Genomic DNA, 18,103 nt, shown 5'->3' on the forward strand with positions numbered 1-18,103 from the left:
CCTTACTACACTTGATCTTCCGCATCACACGACTCGAATCCTGATCGGAGGCGAGAATGTGCACGGTGTCGCGTGGTTCGGAATCCTGGGCCCGCTGGAGGTCACGGCGTCAGGCCGTCCGGTCCCCGTTCTCGGCCACAACCAGCGGGAGCTGCTGGCGGTGCTGCTCCTCCGCGCCAACCGGCTGGTCTCCGTCGACTCGCTGATCGAATCCGTCTGGGCCGGACAGCCGCCCGCCACCGCCCGCCGGCAGATCCAGAACGGGGTGGGGCGGCTCCGCAGGACCCTGACCACCGGCGGCGTCCCCGACCAGACGATCGCCACCCGGCCCCACGGCTACCTGCTGAGCGCCACGGCCGACGAACTCGACCTGCTCGCCTTCGGGCAACAGGTCGCCGAGGGACGCCGGGCGCCCACCGAGCATGAGGCGGCGGCCCGGCTGCGCGCCGCGTTGGCGCTCTGGCGCGGCCAGCCGCTCGCCGACATCGACAACCACCTCGTGGTGGCCGAGGCCCGCCGCCTGCAGGAGCAGCGCCTGGCCGTCCTGGAGGAGTGCCTGGAGGTCGAGCTGCGTCTGGGCCTCCACCACGAGATCTCCGGCGAGCTGGCCGCCCTGGTGCGCGAGCATCCGCTGCGCGAGCGGCTGTCCGCGCTGCTCATGCTGGCGCTCCACCGCGACGGCCGTACGGCGGAGGCGCTGGAGGTCTACCGCGCCACTCGCGCCGCGCTCGTCGCGGAACTCGGCCTCGAACCGGGCGCCGAGCTGCGCGAGCTGGAACGGGCGATTCTGACTCACGACAGCTCGCTGGACCACACCGCGCCCGCCCAGGCGCGGGCGCGGGAGGCCCGCCCCCGCCAGCTGCCTCCCGACATCGCCGACCTCACCGGCAGGGACCGGATCGCGGGACAGGTCTCGGAGGTCCTGCGCGCGCGCCGCGACACCGCCGCCGTGACGGTGCTGGGCATCGCCGGCCAGGCCGGCGTGGGCAAGACCGCGCTGGCCGTGCACGTGGCGCACCGGCTGTCCGGCTCCTACCCCGACGGCCAGCTCTACGTCAACCTGCGCGGCGGCCGGCAGGGCCAGCGGGCCGAACCCGGCGAGGTGCTCGCCCGCTTCCTCCGCGCGCTCGGCGTCGCCGGACCGGAGATCCCGCGCGGCCTGGAGGAGCGCGCCGAGGAGTACCGGTCGCGGCTGGCGGACCGCAGGGTGCTCGTGGTGCTCGACGACGCCGCCGACGAGGCGCAGGTGCGCCCGCTGATCCCGGGCACGGCCGGCTGCGCCGTGCTGCTGACCAGCCGCTCCCGCCTGGCCGGCCTGCCGGGCGCGCGGCTGGTCGACCTCGACGTCCTGGAGGCCGGTCAGGCCGTCGAGCTGCTGGGCCGGATGGTGGGAGCCGCGCGGATCGCCGCCGAGGCCGCCGCCGCCCGCGAGCTGGCCCGGCTCTGCGGCTACCTGCCGCTGGCCCTGCGCATCACCGGAGCCAGGCTCATCACCCACGCGGGCTGGACGGTGACGGAGCTGGCCGGCCGGCTCGCGGACGAGAACAGGCGGCTCGACGAGCTCGCGCACAGCGACCTCGAGATGCGGGTCAGTCTCTCCTTCAGCTACCAGCGGCTCAGCCCGCCGGCCCGCCGCCTGCTGCATCTGCTGAGCCACCTGTACGCGCCCGACTTCGCCGGCTGGGTGTGCGCGGCGCTGCTCGACGTCGCCCTCGCCGAGGCCGGGAAGCTGATCGGCGAGCTGGTGGACGTGCGGCTGCTGGAATCGTCCGGCACCGTGTCCGGGCACTACCACCTGCACGACCTCATCCGGCTGTTCGCCCGCGAGATGACCGCCGAGGACCCCCGCCCGGCCGTCGCCCGCGCCCTGGGCGGCTGGCTGGCCCTCGCCGAACGCGCGCACATCGCGCTGTCCGGCGGCGACTTCGCCACCCTGCACGGCGCCGCGCCGCGCTGGACGCCCGCCGTCGAGGCGCTGGCCGGGCGGATCGATGACGACCCTCTCGCCTGGTACGAGACCGAGCACCTGAACATCGTCATGGGGGTGCGCCAGGCCGCCGAGTACCGGCTGGACGAGCTGTGCTGGGACCTGGTCGCGAGCACGTACGCGCTGTTCCTGACCCGTGGCCACAACGACGACTGGGAGGACACCCTGCGCTGGGCCATCGCCTGCACCCGTCGCGCCGGAAACCGGCGCGGCACGGCGACCATGCTCATGGGCATGGGCATGCTGGGCGCCTACCGGCACGACTACTCGGAGGCGGCGGTCGCGCTCGACGAGGCGGTGACCACCTTCCGGGAGGTCGGCGAGCCGCGCGGGCGCGTCTACGCCCTGGGCATCGCCGCGCACATCGAAGGCATGATCGGCCGCTACGACCAGGCCGTCGCCCGGCACGAGGAGGCGCTGGAGGTGCACCGCGCCTCGGGCGACCGCGGCGCCGAGACGCTCCTGCTGCGCTCACTGGGCCAGCTGCTGGTGGAGATGGGCAGGTTCGACCAGGCCCGGCCGCACCTCGAACGGGCGCTCACGGTCGGCCGCGACGGCGACCGGCGGGTCCGGGCGGAAGTGCTCTACTGGCTGGGCCAGCTGGAGCTCGGCTCAGGCCAGGTGGACCGGGCCGAGGCCATGTTCAAGGAGATGCTGGGCATCGCCGAGGAGCTAGGCGACCCGCGCGAGGAGGCCGAGGCCCGCTACGCGCTCGGCCTGGTGCGGCTGGAGACCGGCGCCTACGGAGCCGCCGCCGGCCTCTTCCGCCAGGCGCTCGCCCTCAACCGGCCGCTCAGCGAACCCCTGACCGACGGCCGCATCCGCACCGGCCTGGGGATCACGCACCACCGGCGCGGTGAGCCCGACCAGGCGATCGGTCACCTCACGGAGGCGGTCCGGATCTTCGCCGCGATCCCCAGCCCGCTGTGGGAGGCGCGGGCGCTCAACGCGCTCGGCGACGCGCAGGCCGCGCACGGAGACCCGGTGACCGCCGATGCCAGCAGAAGCCGCGCCCTCGCCTTGCTCGCCGAGGTGGACACCCCCGAGCCGAGCCCGACGCCCGCGGCGGACGACGCGCTCGGCTAACCACCCGCCAGGCGGCGGCACTCGTCCAGGGTGTGGCGGGCCAGTTCGTCGCGTACGGCGGGCACGCAGACCGCCGCCATCGACAGGCTCGTCACCCCCAGCCCGACCAGGATCGGCGCCAGGAGCGGATCACCGGCCGCCTCGCCGCACACCCCGACCGGCTTGCCCGCCGCCTGGCCCGCGTCCGCGCACATCGCGATGAGCCTGAGGAGGGCCGGCTGGCGAGGATCGAGGAGGTCGGCGAGGCCGGAGTGCTGGCGGTCGGCCGCGAACGTGTACTGGCTGAGGTCGTTGGTGCCGATGCTGAGGAAGTCGACCTCGGCCAGCAGCTCGCGCGCCTGCAGGGCGGCGGCCGGGACCTCGACCATGACGCCGACCCGGGTGATGCCCCGGGAGCGGGCGCGACCGGCGAAGCCGGCCGCCTCGGCCACCGTGGTGACCATGGGGGCCATCACCCACGGGGCGGCGCCGGTGACGCGGGCCGCTTCGGCGATCGCGTCGAGCTGGGTGTCCAGCACGGCCGGCAGCACGCGGTCCACGCGCAGGCCCCGGACGCCCAGGGCGGGATTGGGCTCGGGCGGCAGGCCGAGGAACGGCAGCGGTTTGTCGGTGCCCGCGTCCAGCGTGCGCACCACCACGTGCCCGGTCGCGGCGAACACCTCGGCGTAGGCGGCCACCTGCTCCTCGAAGCCCGGAGCCTGCCGGCGATCGAGGAACAGGAACTCCGTGCGGAACAGCCCCACCCCCTCGCAGTCGGGCCGCAGGTCGGCGGCCGAGCCGATGTTGAGCAGGAGCTTCACCGGATGGTCGTCGGCCGTCCGGCCGGGGCCGCCGCTCGCCGCCAGGCGTTCGCGTTCGCGCCGGTCGCCGTCGACGACCTCGGCCGCCGCCTCCGGGGTGAGGCCGAGGCCGATCTCGCCGGTGCCGCCGTCGACCGAGACGACCGTGCCGTCCGGCACGTCCAGGATGCCGGCGCAGGCGACGACCGCGGGCAGGCCGCGGCCCCGCGCCAGGATGGCGGTATGGCTGGTGGGCCCACCGAGCGAGGTGACCAGGGCGCGCACCTCGCCGCTCAGCCCGGCCGTGTCGGCGGGCGACAGGTCCTCGGCCACCAGCACGTACGGGTGGCCGGGGGAGGGGACGCCGGGCATCGGCAGGCCGAGCGCGGCGGCCACCGCCCGGTGCCGGAGGTCGTCGAGGTCGGCGGCCCGCTCGGCCAGGTAGCCGCCGAGCGCGGCGAGGGTCTCCCGGTGGCGGGTGAACGCCGTGTCGAGGGCGTGCGGGGCGTCGTGCCCGTCGTGGACGTGCTGCTCGGCCTCCTCCCGGAGCATCGGGTCGTCGGCCATCATGGCCAGCGCGTCGAGGATCTCGGCCGCGGTGGCGTCGGTGGTCTCCCCGGCGCGCCGCCGCAGATCGGTCACCACCGCCTCCAGCGCCTTGGCGATCGTCGCCACCTCGGCCGCCGGGTCGGCGACGGCGCGCGGTGCCGGCAGCGCCGGCGGCCCGGCCATGCGGATCAGCGGCCCGGCCGACCGGCCGGGGCTGACCCCCAGCCCCATCAGGCTCCGCGGGCCGGGACCGGCCACCGACGTGCCCCGGTCCGGCCGGTCGGGGTCAGGCATCGAGCGCCTCCCCGGCGTCCAGGTCGCGGGAGAGCAGGGCGGCCAGCGTGTCGAGGGCCTCGCCGGCGCCCGGCGCGTCGGACTCCAGCGTCACCTCGGTGCCCTGGACCGCGCCCAGCGACAGCACGCCCAGCATGCTGGTGGCCGGGACCGTCCGCTCGCCGGCCCGGATCCGCACCGGCACCCCCAGCCGCACCGCCTCCTGCACGAACAGCTTGGCCGGACGGGCGTGCAGGCCGCTGGCCGAGGCCACGGTGACCGTTCGTTGTGCCATCGCCAACCCTCCTCAGGGCTCGATCGTGACCTTGATGGCCGCGCCCCGGCTGACGAGGTCGATCCCGTCGAGCACCTGGGAGAGCGGCAGCCGGTGGGTGATCAGGTCGGCCACCGGCACCAGGCCGCCGGCGATCAGTCGCAGGGCCTCGGCGTTGTGCGCGGGGCTGGAGCCGTTCGCGCCGACGATGGTCAGCTCACGGTAGTGGACCAGGTTGGAGTCCAGCCTGATGTACGGGTCGTCCTTGGGCAGGCCGCCGAAGAAGCTGACGCGCCCCTGCCGGGCCGCCATCCGCACGGCCTGCTCCTGGGCCGCGCCCGAGGCCGCCGCGGTGATCACCACGTCGGCTCCCCGGCCGCCGGTCAGCTTGAGCACCTGCTCCACCGGGTCGGAGTCGATCAGCGCGTCCGGCGACACCAGGGCGGCGGCCATCGCCAGCCGTTCGGCGTTGACGTCGACCAGGAAGACCCGGGCCGCGCCACGCGCCCGCGCCAGCCGGACGTGCAGGCAGCCGATCGGCCCGGCGCCCATGACGACCACGTCGTCGCCCTCGCCCACACCCGCCAGCGACTGGCCGTTGAGCACGCAGGCGAGCGGCTCGGCGACCGACGCCTCGGCGAAGCCGACCCCGTCGGGAATGGCGTTGACGCCGTTCACGGCCAGCACCTTGGCGGGCACGATCAGGTACTCGGCGAAGCCGCCGTCGTAGTGGTAGCCCATCGACTCCTGGTCCGGGCAGACGGTGAGACGGCCGCGGCGGCACTCCGCGCAGGCGCCGCACGGGATCGCGGCGATCACCTGCACCCGCTCGCCGGTGCCGGCCACCTCGCCGGCGATCTCGTGGCCCATCACCCTCGGCGGGCGGATGTGGTGGTGGCCGAACTTGAAGATCTTGGCGTCGGTGCCGCACGTCGAGCAGTTGCGCACCCGGATCTTCAGCTCGCCCGGCCCGGCGACGGGCTCCGGCGCGTCCTCCACGCGGATGTCGCCGGGAGCGTGGAATCTGGCGACCTTCACCAAAACCTCCGGAGGATGCCTCGGCCGTCAGGCTGGGGGGAATCCGGACCCCGCAGGGGGCGGCCCGGGTCGAGCCAGGACCGCCCGGAACGCGAAGTGTTCATGACCCTCTCTCTTTCGCTGACAGATTTCTTGACGATGCGGAACATACGAACATGTGTACGGCGTACAAGGCGCGGGTCTACCCCACCCCCGAACAGGTGGCGGTGCTGAACCGTACGTTCGGATGCGTACGCCTGGTGTGGAACCAGGTTCTGGCCTGGCGGCGTCAGCGCTACCGCACCGAAGCCCTGACCACGTCCTACGCCCAGACCGACCGCTACCTGACCGCGTTGAAACGCGACCCGGAATGTGCCTTCGTGTTCAGGGTGTCGTCGGTGCCGTTGCAGCAGACGCTGCGCCATCAGTACGCGGCGTTTGCGAACTTCTTCGCCGGTCGCGCCCGCCACCCTCGTTTCAAGTCCCGGCATGGCAAGCAGTCTGCGACCTACACCCGCTCGGCGTTCCGCTGGCGCGAGGGCCGGTTGCGTCTGGCCAAGATGGACGAGCCGCTGACGTTCGTGTGGACTTGGCCCGGCGTCGCCCCGGCCAACTGGGCCAAGGCCAAGGCGAAACTCGCCCGTGCCCACACCAAGGTCCGTGACGCCCGCGCCGATTTCCTGCACAAAACCAGCGCCCGCTTGGTGGCCGACCACGATCTGATCGTCATCGAGGACCTGGCCATCAAGAACATGGTCCGCAACCGCTCCCTCGCACGGGCGATCTCCGACTGCGGATGGGGCGAGTTCCGGCGGCAACTGCAGTACAAGACCGCCAAGCACGGTCGACAGCTGATCGTGATCGACCGCTGGTACCCCTCCAGCAAGACGTGTTCGGCGTGCGGGCACCCGCTCGCCGAACTGTCCCTGTCCACTCGGGCGTGGCAGTGCCCGTCCTGCGGCGCTCGGCACGACCGGGACACCAACGCCGCCAAGAACATCCTGGCCGCTGGTCAAGCGGTGTCCGCCTGCGAAGCTGATGTTAGACATTCCGGGCCCTCCCGAGTGCGGTCGGCTGTGAAACAGGAACCCCAGCCCGTGAGGACTGGAATCTCCCGCCTTTAGGCAGGGGAAGAAGTCAAATGAGCTCCTTTACCACCTGGTGGACCTCCGTCGCCTCGCGGAGGGCTCTGGCGCGTTCGGGGTCGAGCAGGATGTCGGCGAGCGCGGCCAGCAGCGGCACGTGCCCGTCGCCCTTGGCCGCGATCCCCACGCACAGTGTCACGCGTTCGCCGTCCCAGTCGACGCCTTCGGGGAAGCGCACGACGCAGATCGCGTCGTGCCGGACGACCTCCTTGGCGGCCGCCGTGCCGTGCGGGATGGCGACGCCCTCGCCGACGTACGTGGACAGGGTCCGCTCGCGTTCGAGCATGGCCTCGACGTACGGCTCGGTGACCGCGCCGACGTCGACCAGGGCGCGTCCGCAGCGGCGGATCGCCTCGTCGCGGTCGGCCGCCCGCTCGTGCAGCAGCACGGCGCGCAGGTCGAGCAGGTCGTCACGCATCGACGACGCCGCCGTTCCTGATCGTGGCGATCAGCTTCGACACGGCCGGGTCGCCGAGGAAGATCTGGAACGGCACCAGCACCTTCCCGGGGGCGGAGGCCCGGGCCCGGTCGGCGAGCCCGGCGTGGCACAGCACCACGTCGGCGTCGTCCGGGATGGAGTTGACCGGCGTGTGCTCCACCACGACGCCGCTCGCCTTGAGCTGCTTGCGCAGCTGGCTGGCCAGCATCACGCTGCTGCCCATGCCGGCGTCGCAGGCCACGATGATCTTGCGAATGTCCTTGCTGTCGATACCGGCCATGGTCATGCCTCCTTGACTACGGGACGGGCCGGCGACTCTTCGGCGGCCTCGCCGTTCTCGCTGGTGAGCGCGCTCCGCTCGGGCTGCGGGGCCGGGGTGACCGGCGCGGACTCGGCGGGCTCGGGGCCGGCCTCGGCGGGCGGCTCCTTCTCGCCCCGGCCGAAGCCGAGCAGGACCGCCGCCACCACGAACGTCACCGCGGTCGCGATCACGATCCCGGCCAGCATGCCGAGCCAGCCGCCCCTCGGTGTCACCGCCACGTAGGCGAAGATGCTGCCCGGCGACGGCGTCGAGACGAGCCCCGCGCCGGTGATGAGGAAGGTGAACACCCCGGCCGCTCCGCCGGCGATGACGGCGAGGATGAGGCGCGGCTTCATCAGCACGTACGGGAAGTAGATCTCGTGGATGCCGCCGAAGAAGTGGATGATCATCGCGGCGGGCGTGCTCGGGCGTAGCGAACGCGGGCCGAACAGCAGGAAGGCGAGGAGCAGGCCGAGACCGGGACCGGGGTTGGACTCCAGCATGAACAGGATCGACTTGCCGGTCTGCGCGGCCTCGGCGATGCCGAGCGGGCCGAGCACGCCGTGGTTGATGGCGTTGTTGAGGAACAGGACCTTGGCCGGTTCGATGAGGACGGAGGCGATGGGCAGCAGGTCGTTGTTGACCAGCCAGCCGACCGCGTTGCCCGCTCCCGTGGTGATCGTGCGGACGATGGGGCCGATGCCCCAGACGCCGGCCACGGCCATGGCGCCGCCGACGATGCCCGCGGTGAAGTTGTCGACCAGCATCTCGAACCCGGCCCTGGTCCGCTGCTCGGTGAACTTGTCGACATATTTCAAGATGTACGCGGCCAGGGGGCCGACGATCATGGCCCCGAGGAGCATGGGGACGTCCGACCCCACCACGACGCCCATCACGGCGACCGCGCCCACCACCGCGCCGCGCTGCCCGTGGACCATCCGGCCGCCGGTGTAGGCGATCAGGACGGGCAGCAGGATCTTGACGATCGGGCCGACCATGGCCTCCATGGCCGGGTTCGGCAGCCATCCGGTCGGGATGAACAGCGCGGTGATCAGGCCCCAGGCGATGAACGCGCCGATGTTCGGCATGATCATGCCGGCCAGATGGCCGCCGATTCGCTGGACGGTGGCCTTGACTCCGGATCCGTAGACCGGGGGAGTGTAGGTGTCGGCCATTGCACGTGCTCCTTCAGGGGGGTGAGCAGGCTCTCCGGGAGGGGAGTCGAGGAGGTCAGGGAGCCGGCACGGGTGGCAGCGGCTCCCGTCCGGGGGCGGGGTGGCAGGTGGTCAGCGGGCGGGTCAGGTCGGGCGGGCCGGTGCGCACGCGCGCGCGGTCGATGTCGGACGGGCCGGGCATCCGGCTGCCGGGCAGGCGGACCGCGGCCGCGCCCCAGGCCAGCGCCTCCACCAGGGCGGCCTCGCCCCGGCCGCCGCCGGCCAGGAACCCGGCCAGCATGGCGTCACCGGCGCCGACCGAGCTGCGCGGCTCGCTCACCGCGGCCTCGCCGTACCAGACGTCCCGGTCCTGGACGAGGACGGCGCCGTCGGCCCCGAGGCTGGCCAGCACGGTGCGCGCGCCCGCCGCCCGCAGCAGGTCCGCCGCCTCGACCACGTCGCCGACGCGGAGGATCGGCAGGCCGGTGGCGGCGGCGAGCTCGTCGAGGTTCGGCTTGATGAGGGCCGGGCCGGCGCCGAGGGCGGCGACGAGGGCGGGGCCGCTGGTGTCGACGGCGACGTGGATGCCCGCCCCGGCGAACCTGCGGCACAGCCGCGCGTAGACGTCGGCGGGCACCTCGGGCGGCAGGCTGCCCGAGGCCACCACCCAGTCGGCCTCGTGCGCGGCGGCCAGCACGGCGTCGGCGACCGTGTCGAGCTCGGCGGGCGTGAGGGCCGTGCCCGGCTCGTTGATCTTGGTGACCGTGCCGTCCGGCTCGGCCAGCGTGACGTTGGACCGGGTGGTGCCCGCCACCGGCACCGTCACCATGTCGAGCCCCTCCAGCGCGAGCAGCCGGACCAGCTGCCTGCCCTCGTCGCCGCCGAACGGCACCACGGCCCGCGAGGCGACCGCGTTGGCCAGCAGGGCGCGGGAGACGTTGACGCCCTTGCCGCCGGGGTCGAGGCGGGCGGCGGCGGCGCGGATCACGGCGCCCCGGGCCAGCGTCGCGATCTCGATCGTGCGGTCGAGGCTCGGGTTGAGCGTCAGCGTGAGGATCATGCGCGGACCACCTCGGGGCCGGCCGCCGACAGGTCGGCGGCCAGCGCTATGTCCAGCCCCGTGTCGCTGATCACCACGTCGATCTCGCCCAGCGCGGCGAACCTGGCCAGGTAGGTGTTGGTGAACTTCGTGTGGTCGGCCAGCAGCACGCAGCGCTGCGCGGCCCGGACCATCGCCCGCTTGATCGCCGCCTCCGCCGGGTCGGGCGTGGTCAGGCCCTTGGCCGCCGAGCAGCCGTTGGTGGCCATGAACGCCACGTCCACGTGCAGGTGCGCCAGGGGCTGCAGTGCCCAGTCGTCGACCGTGGCCAGGGTCCGCCCACGCACCCGCCCGCCCAGCATGATGACGTTCAGGTTGCCGCGGGTGGCCAGCGCGGTCGCCAGCGGCGGCGAGTTGACCACGACCGTGAGCTCCCGGTCGGCGGGCAGCACCTGCGCCAGGCGGCCCGTCGTGCTCCCCGCGTCGATGATCACCGAGCCGTCCTCGGGCAGCTCGGCCAGCGCGGCCTTGGCGATGCGCTCCTTCTCCGCGGTCATCACCTCGTCGCGGGTGGCCAGCGCGGGCTCGAACCCCAGCCGCTCCACGGGGATGGCGCCGCCGTGCACCCGGCGCAGCACGCCGGCCCGCTCCAGCACGGTGAGGTCGCGGCGGATCGTCTCGGTCGTCACGTCGAGCTCGTCGGCCAGGGACACCACATCGACCCGGCCCGCGGCCCGCGCCCTGCGGAGGATCTCCTGCTGCCGCTCCTCGGCGTACATGATGTTGATTCACCGCCGTTTCAGTTGGTTTCCCCTGTGTTTATACCCGTTTCTGTGGCTAGGTCAAGGGTCTGGTAGGTATGTCGGATGCGAATCAAGCCGTGGGCCGCCATGGCGGCGGCCGTGCCCCTCGCGGCGGGCTGCGTCGCCGCCCCTCAGGCCGCCGCTCCCGCCCCGGCCGCCGGCGGTACCCCCGCGTCGAGCGAGAAGGTGAGCGTCCCGGCGCCCGGCGCGGCGGCCACCCCGTCGGCCCGGCCGCCGCGCGTCCCGGCCGGCACCACCGCGGCCTGGGTCGTCTTCGACCGGCGGCAGCGCGCGATCGTGGCGCACCGCAACGCGCACCGGAGATACCGCTCGGCCTCGGTGGTCAAGATCCTGATCGCGATCGACCACCTGGAGTCGCGCAAGACCGTCCCCGCCGCCGACGCCCGGCTGCTCAGGATCATGCTGCGGTCCAGCGACGACGACGCGGCCACGAGCCTGTGGTCGCGCAACGGCAAGGGCGCCATCATCGTGCGGACGGCCCGCAGGCTCGGCCTGTCCGACACCGCCCCGCCGCCCGCCACCCACCCCGGCTTCTGGGGCTACACCTCACTGAGCGCGTACGACATCGTGCGCACCTACCGCTACCTGCTCGACCGGGCCGCGCCCCGGGTCAGGGACACCATCCTCGGCCACCTGCGCAAGGCCACGCCGTGCGGCACCGACGGCTTCGACCAGACCTTCGGCATCCCGCGCGCCGTCCCCCGGCCGTGGGCGGTCAAGCAGGGCTGGTCGGGCTTCGGCGCGGTCCCCACGATCCGCTGCCGCCCTGCCGGGCAGGCAGGACCGGCCGTCCCGGCAGGGCCGGCGGTGGACGGCTCGGCCATCCCCGGCGCTCCGATCCCGGACGGTCCGGCCGTCGTGGGCGCTCCGATCTCGGGTGGGTCGATCTCCTTGGTCGCGCGGCGGGCCGCCGGCACGGGCGTCCCCGACTACGGCCGTCCGGTGCTGCACACGACCGGCCTGGCCGGCGGGGACGACCGGTTCGTCATCGCCGTCCTGACCGCCCACCCCGCCGCAGGCACGTGGAACGCCTCGGTCCGGCGGATCACCCAACTGACCGCCGCCCTCTACCGGAACGCCTCCTAACGGAAGGTGAACATCCGCCCGCCCGGCTCCAGCCCTCTCGGCGGCCCGGTGTAGCGGTGCACGCCGACGCAGAAGCCGTCGCCGCTCTCCAGGTGGACATGCTCGAACCCTTCGCGTTCGAACCACGCGCGGACCGAGGGCACCAGGTCGGGTTCGCGCCGGTGCCGGGTCCAGATCACGGTCGCGCCGGGCGCGCACAGCTGGGGCAGCACGGTCACGGTGCGTTCGACGTCGTCGTCGCCGAGGTTGCCGAAGATGCCGCACGCGATGACCAGGTCGGCGGGCACGGCGCCGAGGTAGGCGCTGGTCAGCGCGGCGTCGGCGCACACCACCTCGACGCCCTCGGGCGCGTTGGCGCGTGCCAGCCGGACGTTGCGCTCGTCCAGTTCCACCAGCCGGGCCCGCACCCGGCCGCGCCCGGGATGCTCGGCGAGCACCGGCAGCAGGTCGCGCCCCTGCCCGGCGCACAGGCTGACCACGCTCTCAGCCCCCTCGTCGAGGGCCTGCCGGATCCACCGCCGCACGACGAGCAGCCGCTCACGCAGGGGAGAACCGGGCCGGTCGTAGTCGTCGTGCCAGTCCAGCCAGTCGCGATCAGTCATGATCACGATAGTGGTGGAAGTCGGCGGCCGAATCAATCCGCGCGACCGCCGTGGGTGATGCGCCGGAGCCCGGCCGCATGTCACGACCGTCGAGGCTCGACAGCCCGTTGAGCGCGATCTCGATCCCCCGCCGCCCGGCGGCCAGAGTGTCCTCGTTCGAGCCGCCCTGCTGCTGGGCGACCAGCCCCGCCACGGCCAGCGCACCCATGAAGCTCCCGACCGCCGCCCCGGCCGACACGGGATCCAGCTCGGGATAGACCTCGCACAGGGCCTCGGCCACCCGGGGCTGCGCCTCCATCATGAGCGCCAGCCCGCGCGCCCGCAGCGCGGGCTCGGTGAACATCAGCCGCGCCCGCAGTGGTGACAGTGCGAAGTCCAACTCGTCGTCCTCGGCCAGGCTCTGTACCAGGGCCTCGAACATCCGGCTCAGCAGAGCCCCCAGAGGCTCGCCCGGTCGCCGTCCGGCGACCACGTCGAGCATGGTCCGCTCGCGCTCCTCGGCGTGCAGGAAGAGCACATCCTCCTTGCTGGTGAAGTACGCGAAGAAGGTACGGGGCGCCACGTCGGCCGCCGCGGCGATCTCGGCGATCGTGGTCTGCTCGTAGCCGCGCTCGCTGAACAGTCGCACCGCGGCCTCCAGCAGCGCGCGCCGGGTGCGGACCTTCTTGCGTTCGCGATGACCTTCCACGACGCCACCCTACCGCACCCCCTGCTTTTATGCAGACGTTGCTATTTAGCAGTCTGTGCGCTTTTCTGGCAGGTATGGAAACCCTCAAGACGCTGCCGCTGGAACGCGATGACCCGTTCCAGCCTCCGGCCGTACTGAAAGAGCTCCACGGACCGCTGCACCCGATGACCTACGCCGACGGGCGGCCCGGCTGGCTGGTCACCGGCCACGCCGAGGCACGCGCGGTGCTCGACGATCCGCGTTTCAGCAACACCTCGCAGGGCGCCGCGCCGCCGATCAAGGAACTGGCGCCCCCCGAGGGGCTGGCGGATCTGGTGATCCCGCCGGGCTTCTTCATCGCGATGGACGACCCCGAGCACTCCCGCTACCGCAGGTTGCTGACCGGGCACTTCAGCATGCGGAAGATGCGGCGACTGGAGCCCAGGATCCAGGAGATCATCGACGGCCGGCTCGACGAGATGGCCCACGCCGGAGCTCCCGCCGACCTCGTTCGCGCGTTCGCGCTGCCGATCCCGTCGCTGGTGATCTGCGAGCTGCTCGGCGTGCCGTACGCCGAGCGTTCGCGCTTCCAGGACACCACCGCGCGGGCGGTGAACCTCGACAACTCCATCGAAGAGCGGGGCGCCGCGGGCGCCGAGCTGATGGCCTACCTCTCCGAGCTGGTCGGGCGCAAGCGGGCCGACCCCGGCGAGGACCTGCTCAGCGAGCTGGTCGCCGGTGGCGAGCTCGACCACGAGGAGCTCACCGGGGCGGCCACGCTGCTGCTGACCGCCGGGCACGAGACGACCGCGAACATGCTGAGCCTGGGCACGTTCCTGCTGCTGTGCCGCCCCGACCAGGCGGACCTCGTACGCGCCGATCCCGGCGTCGCGCAGAGCGCGGTCGAGGAGCTGATGCGCTACCTCAGCATCACGCACATCGGCCCGATCCGGGTCGCCAGGGCCGACGTGCCGCTCGCCGGGCAGACGATCAGAGCCGGTGAGACCGTGACGATCTCCCTCCCGGCCGTCAACCGGGACCCGGCCCGCTTCCCGGACCCCGACCGCTTCGACGTCACCCGCCAGGCCGGGCAGCAGCTGGGCTTCAGCCACGGCATCCATCAGTGCCTCGGCCAGCAACTGGCCCGCCTGGAGATGCGGCTGGCCTATCCGGCGCTGCTGCGCCGCTTCCCCACGCTGCGGCTGGCCGTACCCGCCGAGGAGGTGCCGTTGCGGCCACGGGCCACCATCTACGGCGTGGCCGCCCTGCCGGTCACCTGGTGACGCAACGGAGCCGAACCCCTGACCGTCCCGCCCGAAGGCGATCGTGGACCTCCGTGGTCTCACTCGCGGGCTCCAACACCGGCTCATCCGTCAGGACGCGTACCCGAGGATCTGCCGCGCGGCTGATGTGATCATGGCGGTGGGCGCCTAGCATGCGCGAGTGCATGCTAAGGCCGTGTCCCTGGCCCGGCGCCACCCGCTGCTGGTGGACGGGGTGGTGGCGGTCATGCTGACCGTCGGGTCGTGGGTTTTCCCCCTCATCGAACCCCAGCCGCCGGACCGGCCGCCCGACGCGCTCGGCCTGGCGGTCAGCGCACTGGTCAACCTGCCGCTGATCTGGCGCCGCCGCTGGCCGGTGACGGTGCTGCTGGTCTCCTGCGCTGCCGCGATGACCTATCACGAGCTGGGCTACCACTACGGGCAGAACAACATGGGCCCGCTGCTGGCGCTGTACTCGGTGACCGTGCACCGTCCGCCGTGGGCGGTGGCGCTCGGCAGCGCCCTGGTGCTGATCGAGTGGACGCATGCCAACACGTGGCTGCCCGGCGCGTTCTGGTCGGCCCTGGGCAACGCGACGTTCGTGGTGGGCTGGGTGTTGGTCTTCGCCACCGGCATGCGTCTGCTGGCCGTACGGAACCAGCAACTGGTGGATCTGACCGAGCAGCTGCGGCGCGAGCAGGAGGCGTCCGCCGCCCGGGCGGTGGCCGAGGAACGGGTGCGAATCGCCCGCGAGGTCCATGACGCCGTGGCCCACAACGTCAGCGCCATGGTGATCCAGGCCGACGGCGCCGAGGCCGCGCTGCTGGACGCGGACCTGGCGGAGGTGAACGGGGCCATCGGGGCGATCGGGCGGTTGGGCCGGGCCGCGCTGGCTGAGCTGCGGCTGGTCGTCGGCATGTTGCGCGAGGCGCCGATGGCGCCGCAGCCGGGCATCGAGGCGATCAACACCCTGGTAGAACGGCTGCCGCTGAAAGTACGGTTACGGATCGACGGGCCCGTCCGCCCGGTGTCGCCGGGATTGGGGCTGGCGGCCTATCGGATCGTGCAGGAGGCTTTGACCAACGCCCTCAAGCACGCCGGGAAGGAGGCCACGGCCGAGGTGATGCTCCGCTATGCCGACGACGGGCTGCACCTGCGCATACGCGACGACGGCGGCCGCTCCGGCGGCCCGGCCCAGCCGGGCGGGCCTGGGCACGGGTTGGTCAACATCCGGGAGCGGGCGGCCATGTTCGGCGGGACCAGCCGCGCCGTCCCGCTGGAAGGGGCAGGTTTTCAGGTCGATGCGACACTGCCGTGGGCGTAGGACGCCATGACCACCATTCGGGTGCTGCTCGTCGACGATCAGGAACTGGTCCGCACCGGCATCCGGCTGGTGCTGCGCAGGAAGCCCGAGATCACCGTGGTCGGCGAGGCCGCGGACGGCAAGCAGGCGCTGGAACTCCTGGCCGAGGTCGAAACCGACGTCGTCGTCATGGACATCCGCATGCCCGGCATGGACGGGCTGGAGGCCACCAAACGGATCTGCGCCACGGAAGGGCCGAAGGTGTTGATCTTGACCACCTTCGACCTCGACGACTACGTCTTCGGCGCGCTCAAGGCCGGCGCGAGCGGATTCCTGCTCAAGGACACCGGGCCGCAGGCCTTCACCGAAGCGATCAAGATCGTGCACCGCGGTGAGTCCGTGCTGGCGCCGTCGGCCACCCGGCTGCTGGTCTCCCACTTCGTCACCCATCAGCCATCGCGCCCGGCGCACGCCTCCGACAGGCGTGCCGGGCTGTTGAGCCGCCGCGAGCGCGAAGTTCTCGCCGAGATCGCCATGGGCCTGTCCAACGCCGAGATCGCGGCCCGGATGTTCCTCTCGGAAGGCACCGTCCGCACGCACATCAGCCACATCCTGGCCAAGCTGGGGCTGCGTGACCGCGTGCAGGCCGTGATCTTCGCCTACGAGAACGGGCTGATCAAGCCCGGCTGAGTGCGGCGGCCCCCCCGATGACCGGCAGGACAAGACGTCAGGAACGGCATGCCCGCTCCTCAGCGCCTCCCGGGCCTGCGCGGGGCGCAGGCCCGGGAGGTCCGCCGGAGAGCCTCGGCGCGGGGTCAGTTCTTGCGGTAGAACCGCCACTTCTGGCCCGGGCTCGTGGCGATGCATTCCCAGAGAACGGCGTCGGCCTTCGTGACCACGCTCCTGCCGATGGCCAGGCACTTCTGCTGGGAGTTCACGTTGACGATCTTGCCGACGTTGCCGCCGAGGTGGTAGAAGCCCCACTTCTGGCCCGGGCTGCCGAGGCAGTCCCAGATGATGGCGGGAGCACCGTTGGCCTGGCTGCTGTTGCCGATGGCCAGGCACCTCGTGAGCGAGGAGACGTGCCTGGGCTTGATCGCTCCGTCGCCGGCGATGTACCAGAGCTGGTTGTAGTTGCCGTTGCACTGGTACTGGATCACCTGGGCGCCGTTGCCGGTCTTGGCGCCCTCGACGTCGAGGCACAGGCCGCTGTTGTCGTTCTTGATCACGTACCATCCGGCGGCCTGAAGTGCGGATTCGTCCCATGGCACGGGCTCGGGAGCAGGGTCGGCGGTGGCTGCTGCCGGGGTCGCGGCCAGGACCGTCGCCATGACGGCGAGGGCGATCATGCGTAACGGCTTGGGCATGGACCTCTCCTTCTGGAGGATCTTGCGGGGAACGTGCGTCCCCACTATCCGTTCGCCGCCGGGTGGCGCACATCGGCCGGGCCGCTGAATCGCCGCTCTGCCCTGCCGCTGATGCGGCCGGCTCGAAGATCTGCCTCATCGGTCCGGATGCGCGCGGCTGACCGCGGCTCAGCCGACGTAGGCGGCGTAGACCTTCTTCGGCACCACCATGCGCCACGCCTCCAGGACGAGCTCGCGCATCTCCTGCTCGTCGATGGCGGCCAGACGTACGAGCAGCCAGTTGTAGCGCAGCTCGGACTCCGGCGGCAGCAGGAACCTGTCCGGCTCGGCGGCGACCAGCGCGGCGCGCTCCTCCTTGGGGAACGCGAACCCCATCACCGACTCGTCGCGTGAGAACGCCACATAGACGATCGAGCCCACCCGGAACTTGATCCGGTCTCTGATGAGGTGCTCCGAGGAGCGGGGGAAGGTCGACGTGAGCCGTCGTACGTCCTCGACTGTGACCACGCGGACAATCTACGTGTTGCCCTCGGCGGCCGAGATGTCAGCGAGGGCGGACTTCGGGTCGCGTTCCATCGCGAGGTCGCCCAGGCTGACGATGCCGACGGCGCGTCCGTCCTCCACGACCGGCAGCCGGCGCACGGCGTGGCTCCGCATGAGCTGGACGGCCTGGTCGATGGTGGTGTCGGGCCCGACCACCTCGACCGCCGGCGTGCAGGCCTCGCGCACGGGCGTGTCGGGGCCCTTGTCGTCGGCGACCAGCCGGACGGTGATGTCGCGGTCGGTGACGATGCCGCTGATCCGGCCGTTGTCGTTGACGATCACGGCGCCCGTGTCGTTGTCGCGCATCAGCGCCGCCGCCACGGCGACGGACTGGTCGGCCTCGACCGTCGCGGGGTGGGCCGTCATCACGTCTGCCACGGTGTCCGCCATGAGAGTCCTCCTGAGT

19 protein-coding genes are annotated in these 18,103 nt (G+C 72.5%); 6 read left to right on the top strand and 13 right to left on the bottom strand.

Features of this window, described 5'->3' with window-relative positions:
- Positions 1–58 precede the first annotated feature (58 nt).
- Entirely contained in the window at positions 59–3,073 is a 3,015-nt protein-coding gene (locus AC5L3X_RS19885; RefSeq protein ID WP_494858672.1) for an AfsR/SARP family transcriptional regulator, read from the top strand.
- Here the strand turns inward: AC5L3X_RS19885 and ptsP are convergent.
- Genes ptsP through AC5L3X_RS19900 form a run of 3 tightly spaced genes read right to left on the bottom strand, consistent with a single transcriptional unit; the run spans position 3,070 to position 5,986 of the window.
- The gene (gene ptsP, locus AC5L3X_RS19890) at positions 3,070–4,695 is read right to left on the bottom strand and encodes a phosphoenolpyruvate--protein phosphotransferase (RefSeq protein ID WP_494858674.1); all 1,626 of its coding nucleotides are present in this window, start codon (positions 4,693–4,695) and stop codon (positions 3,070–3,072) included. The two genes, AC5L3X_RS19885 and ptsP, sit on opposite strands and share 4 nt — an antisense overlap.
- Positions 4,688–4,969 (bottom strand): HPr family phosphocarrier protein, encoded by a 282-nt coding sequence (locus AC5L3X_RS19895; protein ID WP_189122944.1) that lies wholly within the window; start codon positions 4,967–4,969, stop codon positions 4,688–4,690. Before AC5L3X_RS19895 ends, ptsP begins: the two co-directional genes overlap by 8 nt.
- A gap of 12 nt (positions 4,970–4,981) precedes the next feature.
- Positions 4,982–5,986, bottom strand: coding sequence for a zinc-dependent dehydrogenase (locus AC5L3X_RS19900; RefSeq protein ID WP_494858676.1), 1,005 nt, complete (start codon positions 5,984–5,986; stop codon positions 4,982–4,984).
- 155 nt (positions 5,987–6,141) lie between these two features.
- Here AC5L3X_RS19900 and AC5L3X_RS19905 point away from each other — a divergent pair, with 155 nt between their 5' ends.
- Positions 6,142–7,089: an RNA-guided endonuclease InsQ/TnpB family protein gene (locus AC5L3X_RS19905; protein ID WP_494858678.1), complete on the top strand. Its 948-nt coding sequence runs from the start codon at positions 6,142–6,144 to the stop codon at positions 7,087–7,089.
- Positions 7,090–7,102: 13 nt separating this feature from the next.
- Here AC5L3X_RS19905 and AC5L3X_RS19910 read toward each other — a convergent pair whose 3' ends face one another.
- From AC5L3X_RS19910 to AC5L3X_RS19930, 5 genes are read right to left on the bottom strand one after another with little or no spacing between them, the layout of a single operon-like run.
- Entirely contained in the window at positions 7,103–7,528 is a 426-nt protein-coding gene (locus AC5L3X_RS19910; protein ID WP_494858679.1) for a PTS mannitol transporter subunit IIA, read from the bottom strand.
- On the bottom strand, positions 7,521–7,829 hold the full coding sequence (locus AC5L3X_RS19915; protein ID WP_358472371.1) for a PTS sugar transporter subunit IIBC family protein: 309 nt from the start codon (positions 7,827–7,829) through the stop codon (positions 7,521–7,523). The genes AC5L3X_RS19910 and AC5L3X_RS19915 overlap by 8 nt, the downstream gene beginning before the upstream one ends.
- Before the next feature lie 2 nt (positions 7,830–7,831).
- Complete coding sequence (gene mtlA / locus AC5L3X_RS19920) at positions 7,832–9,025, bottom strand: mannitol-specific PTS transporter subunit IIC (protein WP_189122940.1); 1,194 nt, start codon at positions 9,023–9,025, stop codon at positions 7,832–7,834.
- A 55-nt stretch (positions 9,026–9,080) separates the two neighbouring features.
- Positions 9,081–10,064: a 1-phosphofructokinase gene (pfkB, locus tag AC5L3X_RS19925; RefSeq protein WP_494858682.1), complete on the bottom strand. Its 984-nt coding sequence runs from the start codon at positions 10,062–10,064 to the stop codon at positions 9,081–9,083.
- Positions 10,061–10,822 (bottom strand): DeoR/GlpR family DNA-binding transcription regulator, encoded by a 762-nt coding sequence (locus tag AC5L3X_RS19930; protein WP_189122938.1) that lies wholly within the window; start codon positions 10,820–10,822, stop codon positions 10,061–10,063. Before AC5L3X_RS19930 ends, pfkB begins: the two co-directional genes overlap by 4 nt.
- An 87-nt stretch (positions 10,823–10,909) precedes the next feature.
- On the opposite strand from AC5L3X_RS19930, the gene AC5L3X_RS19935 reads away from it, so the two are divergent.
- Entirely contained in the window at positions 10,910–11,953 is a 1,044-nt protein-coding gene (locus AC5L3X_RS19935) for a D-alanyl-D-alanine carboxypeptidase family protein (RefSeq protein ID WP_494858683.1), read from the top strand.
- On the opposite strand, the gene AC5L3X_RS19940 is transcribed toward AC5L3X_RS19935, so the two are convergent.
- Together AC5L3X_RS19940 and AC5L3X_RS19945 are read right to left on the bottom strand one after the other, a co-directional pair.
- On the bottom strand, positions 11,950–12,555 hold the full coding sequence (locus AC5L3X_RS19940) for a class I SAM-dependent methyltransferase (protein ID WP_494858685.1): 606 nt from the start codon (positions 12,553–12,555) through the stop codon (positions 11,950–11,952). The genes AC5L3X_RS19935 and AC5L3X_RS19940 overlap by 4 nt on opposite strands.
- Positions 12,548–13,243: a TetR/AcrR family transcriptional regulator gene (locus AC5L3X_RS19945; protein ID WP_494858687.1), complete on the bottom strand. Its 696-nt coding sequence runs from the start codon at positions 13,241–13,243 to the stop codon at positions 12,548–12,550. The genes AC5L3X_RS19940 and AC5L3X_RS19945 overlap by 8 nt, the downstream gene beginning before the upstream one ends.
- Before the next feature lie 74 nt (positions 13,244–13,317).
- Between AC5L3X_RS19945 and AC5L3X_RS19950 the strand changes: the two genes are divergently transcribed.
- From AC5L3X_RS19950 to AC5L3X_RS19960, 3 genes are all read left to right on the top strand, one after another.
- Positions 13,318–14,505 (top strand): cytochrome P450, encoded by a 1,188-nt coding sequence (locus AC5L3X_RS19950; RefSeq protein WP_494858689.1) that lies wholly within the window; start codon positions 13,318–13,320, stop codon positions 14,503–14,505.
- Positions 14,506–14,665: 160 nt separating this feature from the next.
- A complete protein-coding gene (locus tag AC5L3X_RS19955) occupies positions 14,666–15,808 on the top strand; it encodes a sensor histidine kinase (RefSeq protein ID WP_494858690.1) in 1,143 nt (380 codons plus the stop codon).
- 6 nt (positions 15,809–15,814) lie between these two features.
- Positions 15,815–16,477, top strand: coding sequence for a response regulator (locus AC5L3X_RS19960; RefSeq protein WP_494858692.1), 663 nt, complete (start codon positions 15,815–15,817; stop codon positions 16,475–16,477).
- A 125-nt stretch (positions 16,478–16,602) separates the two neighbouring features.
- Here the strand turns inward: AC5L3X_RS19960 and AC5L3X_RS19965 are convergent, their stop codons facing one another.
- The 3 genes from AC5L3X_RS19965 to AC5L3X_RS19975 form a co-directional block, all read right to left on the bottom strand.
- Positions 16,603–17,154: an RICIN domain-containing protein gene (locus AC5L3X_RS19965; protein ID WP_494858694.1), complete on the bottom strand. Its 552-nt coding sequence runs from the start codon at positions 17,152–17,154 to the stop codon at positions 16,603–16,605.
- Positions 17,155–17,322: 168 nt separating this feature from the next.
- Positions 17,323–17,661: an MmcQ/YjbR family DNA-binding protein gene (locus AC5L3X_RS19970; RefSeq protein WP_494858696.1), complete on the bottom strand. Its 339-nt coding sequence runs from the start codon at positions 17,659–17,661 to the stop codon at positions 17,323–17,325.
- Between the two features lie 9 nt (positions 17,662–17,670).
- Complete coding sequence (locus tag AC5L3X_RS19975; RefSeq protein WP_494858698.1) at positions 17,671–18,087, bottom strand: CBS domain-containing protein; 417 nt, start codon at positions 18,085–18,087, stop codon at positions 17,671–17,673.
- Positions 18,088–18,103: the final 16 nt, after the last annotated feature.

The organism is Nonomuraea sp. CX421, assembly GCF_059358955.1.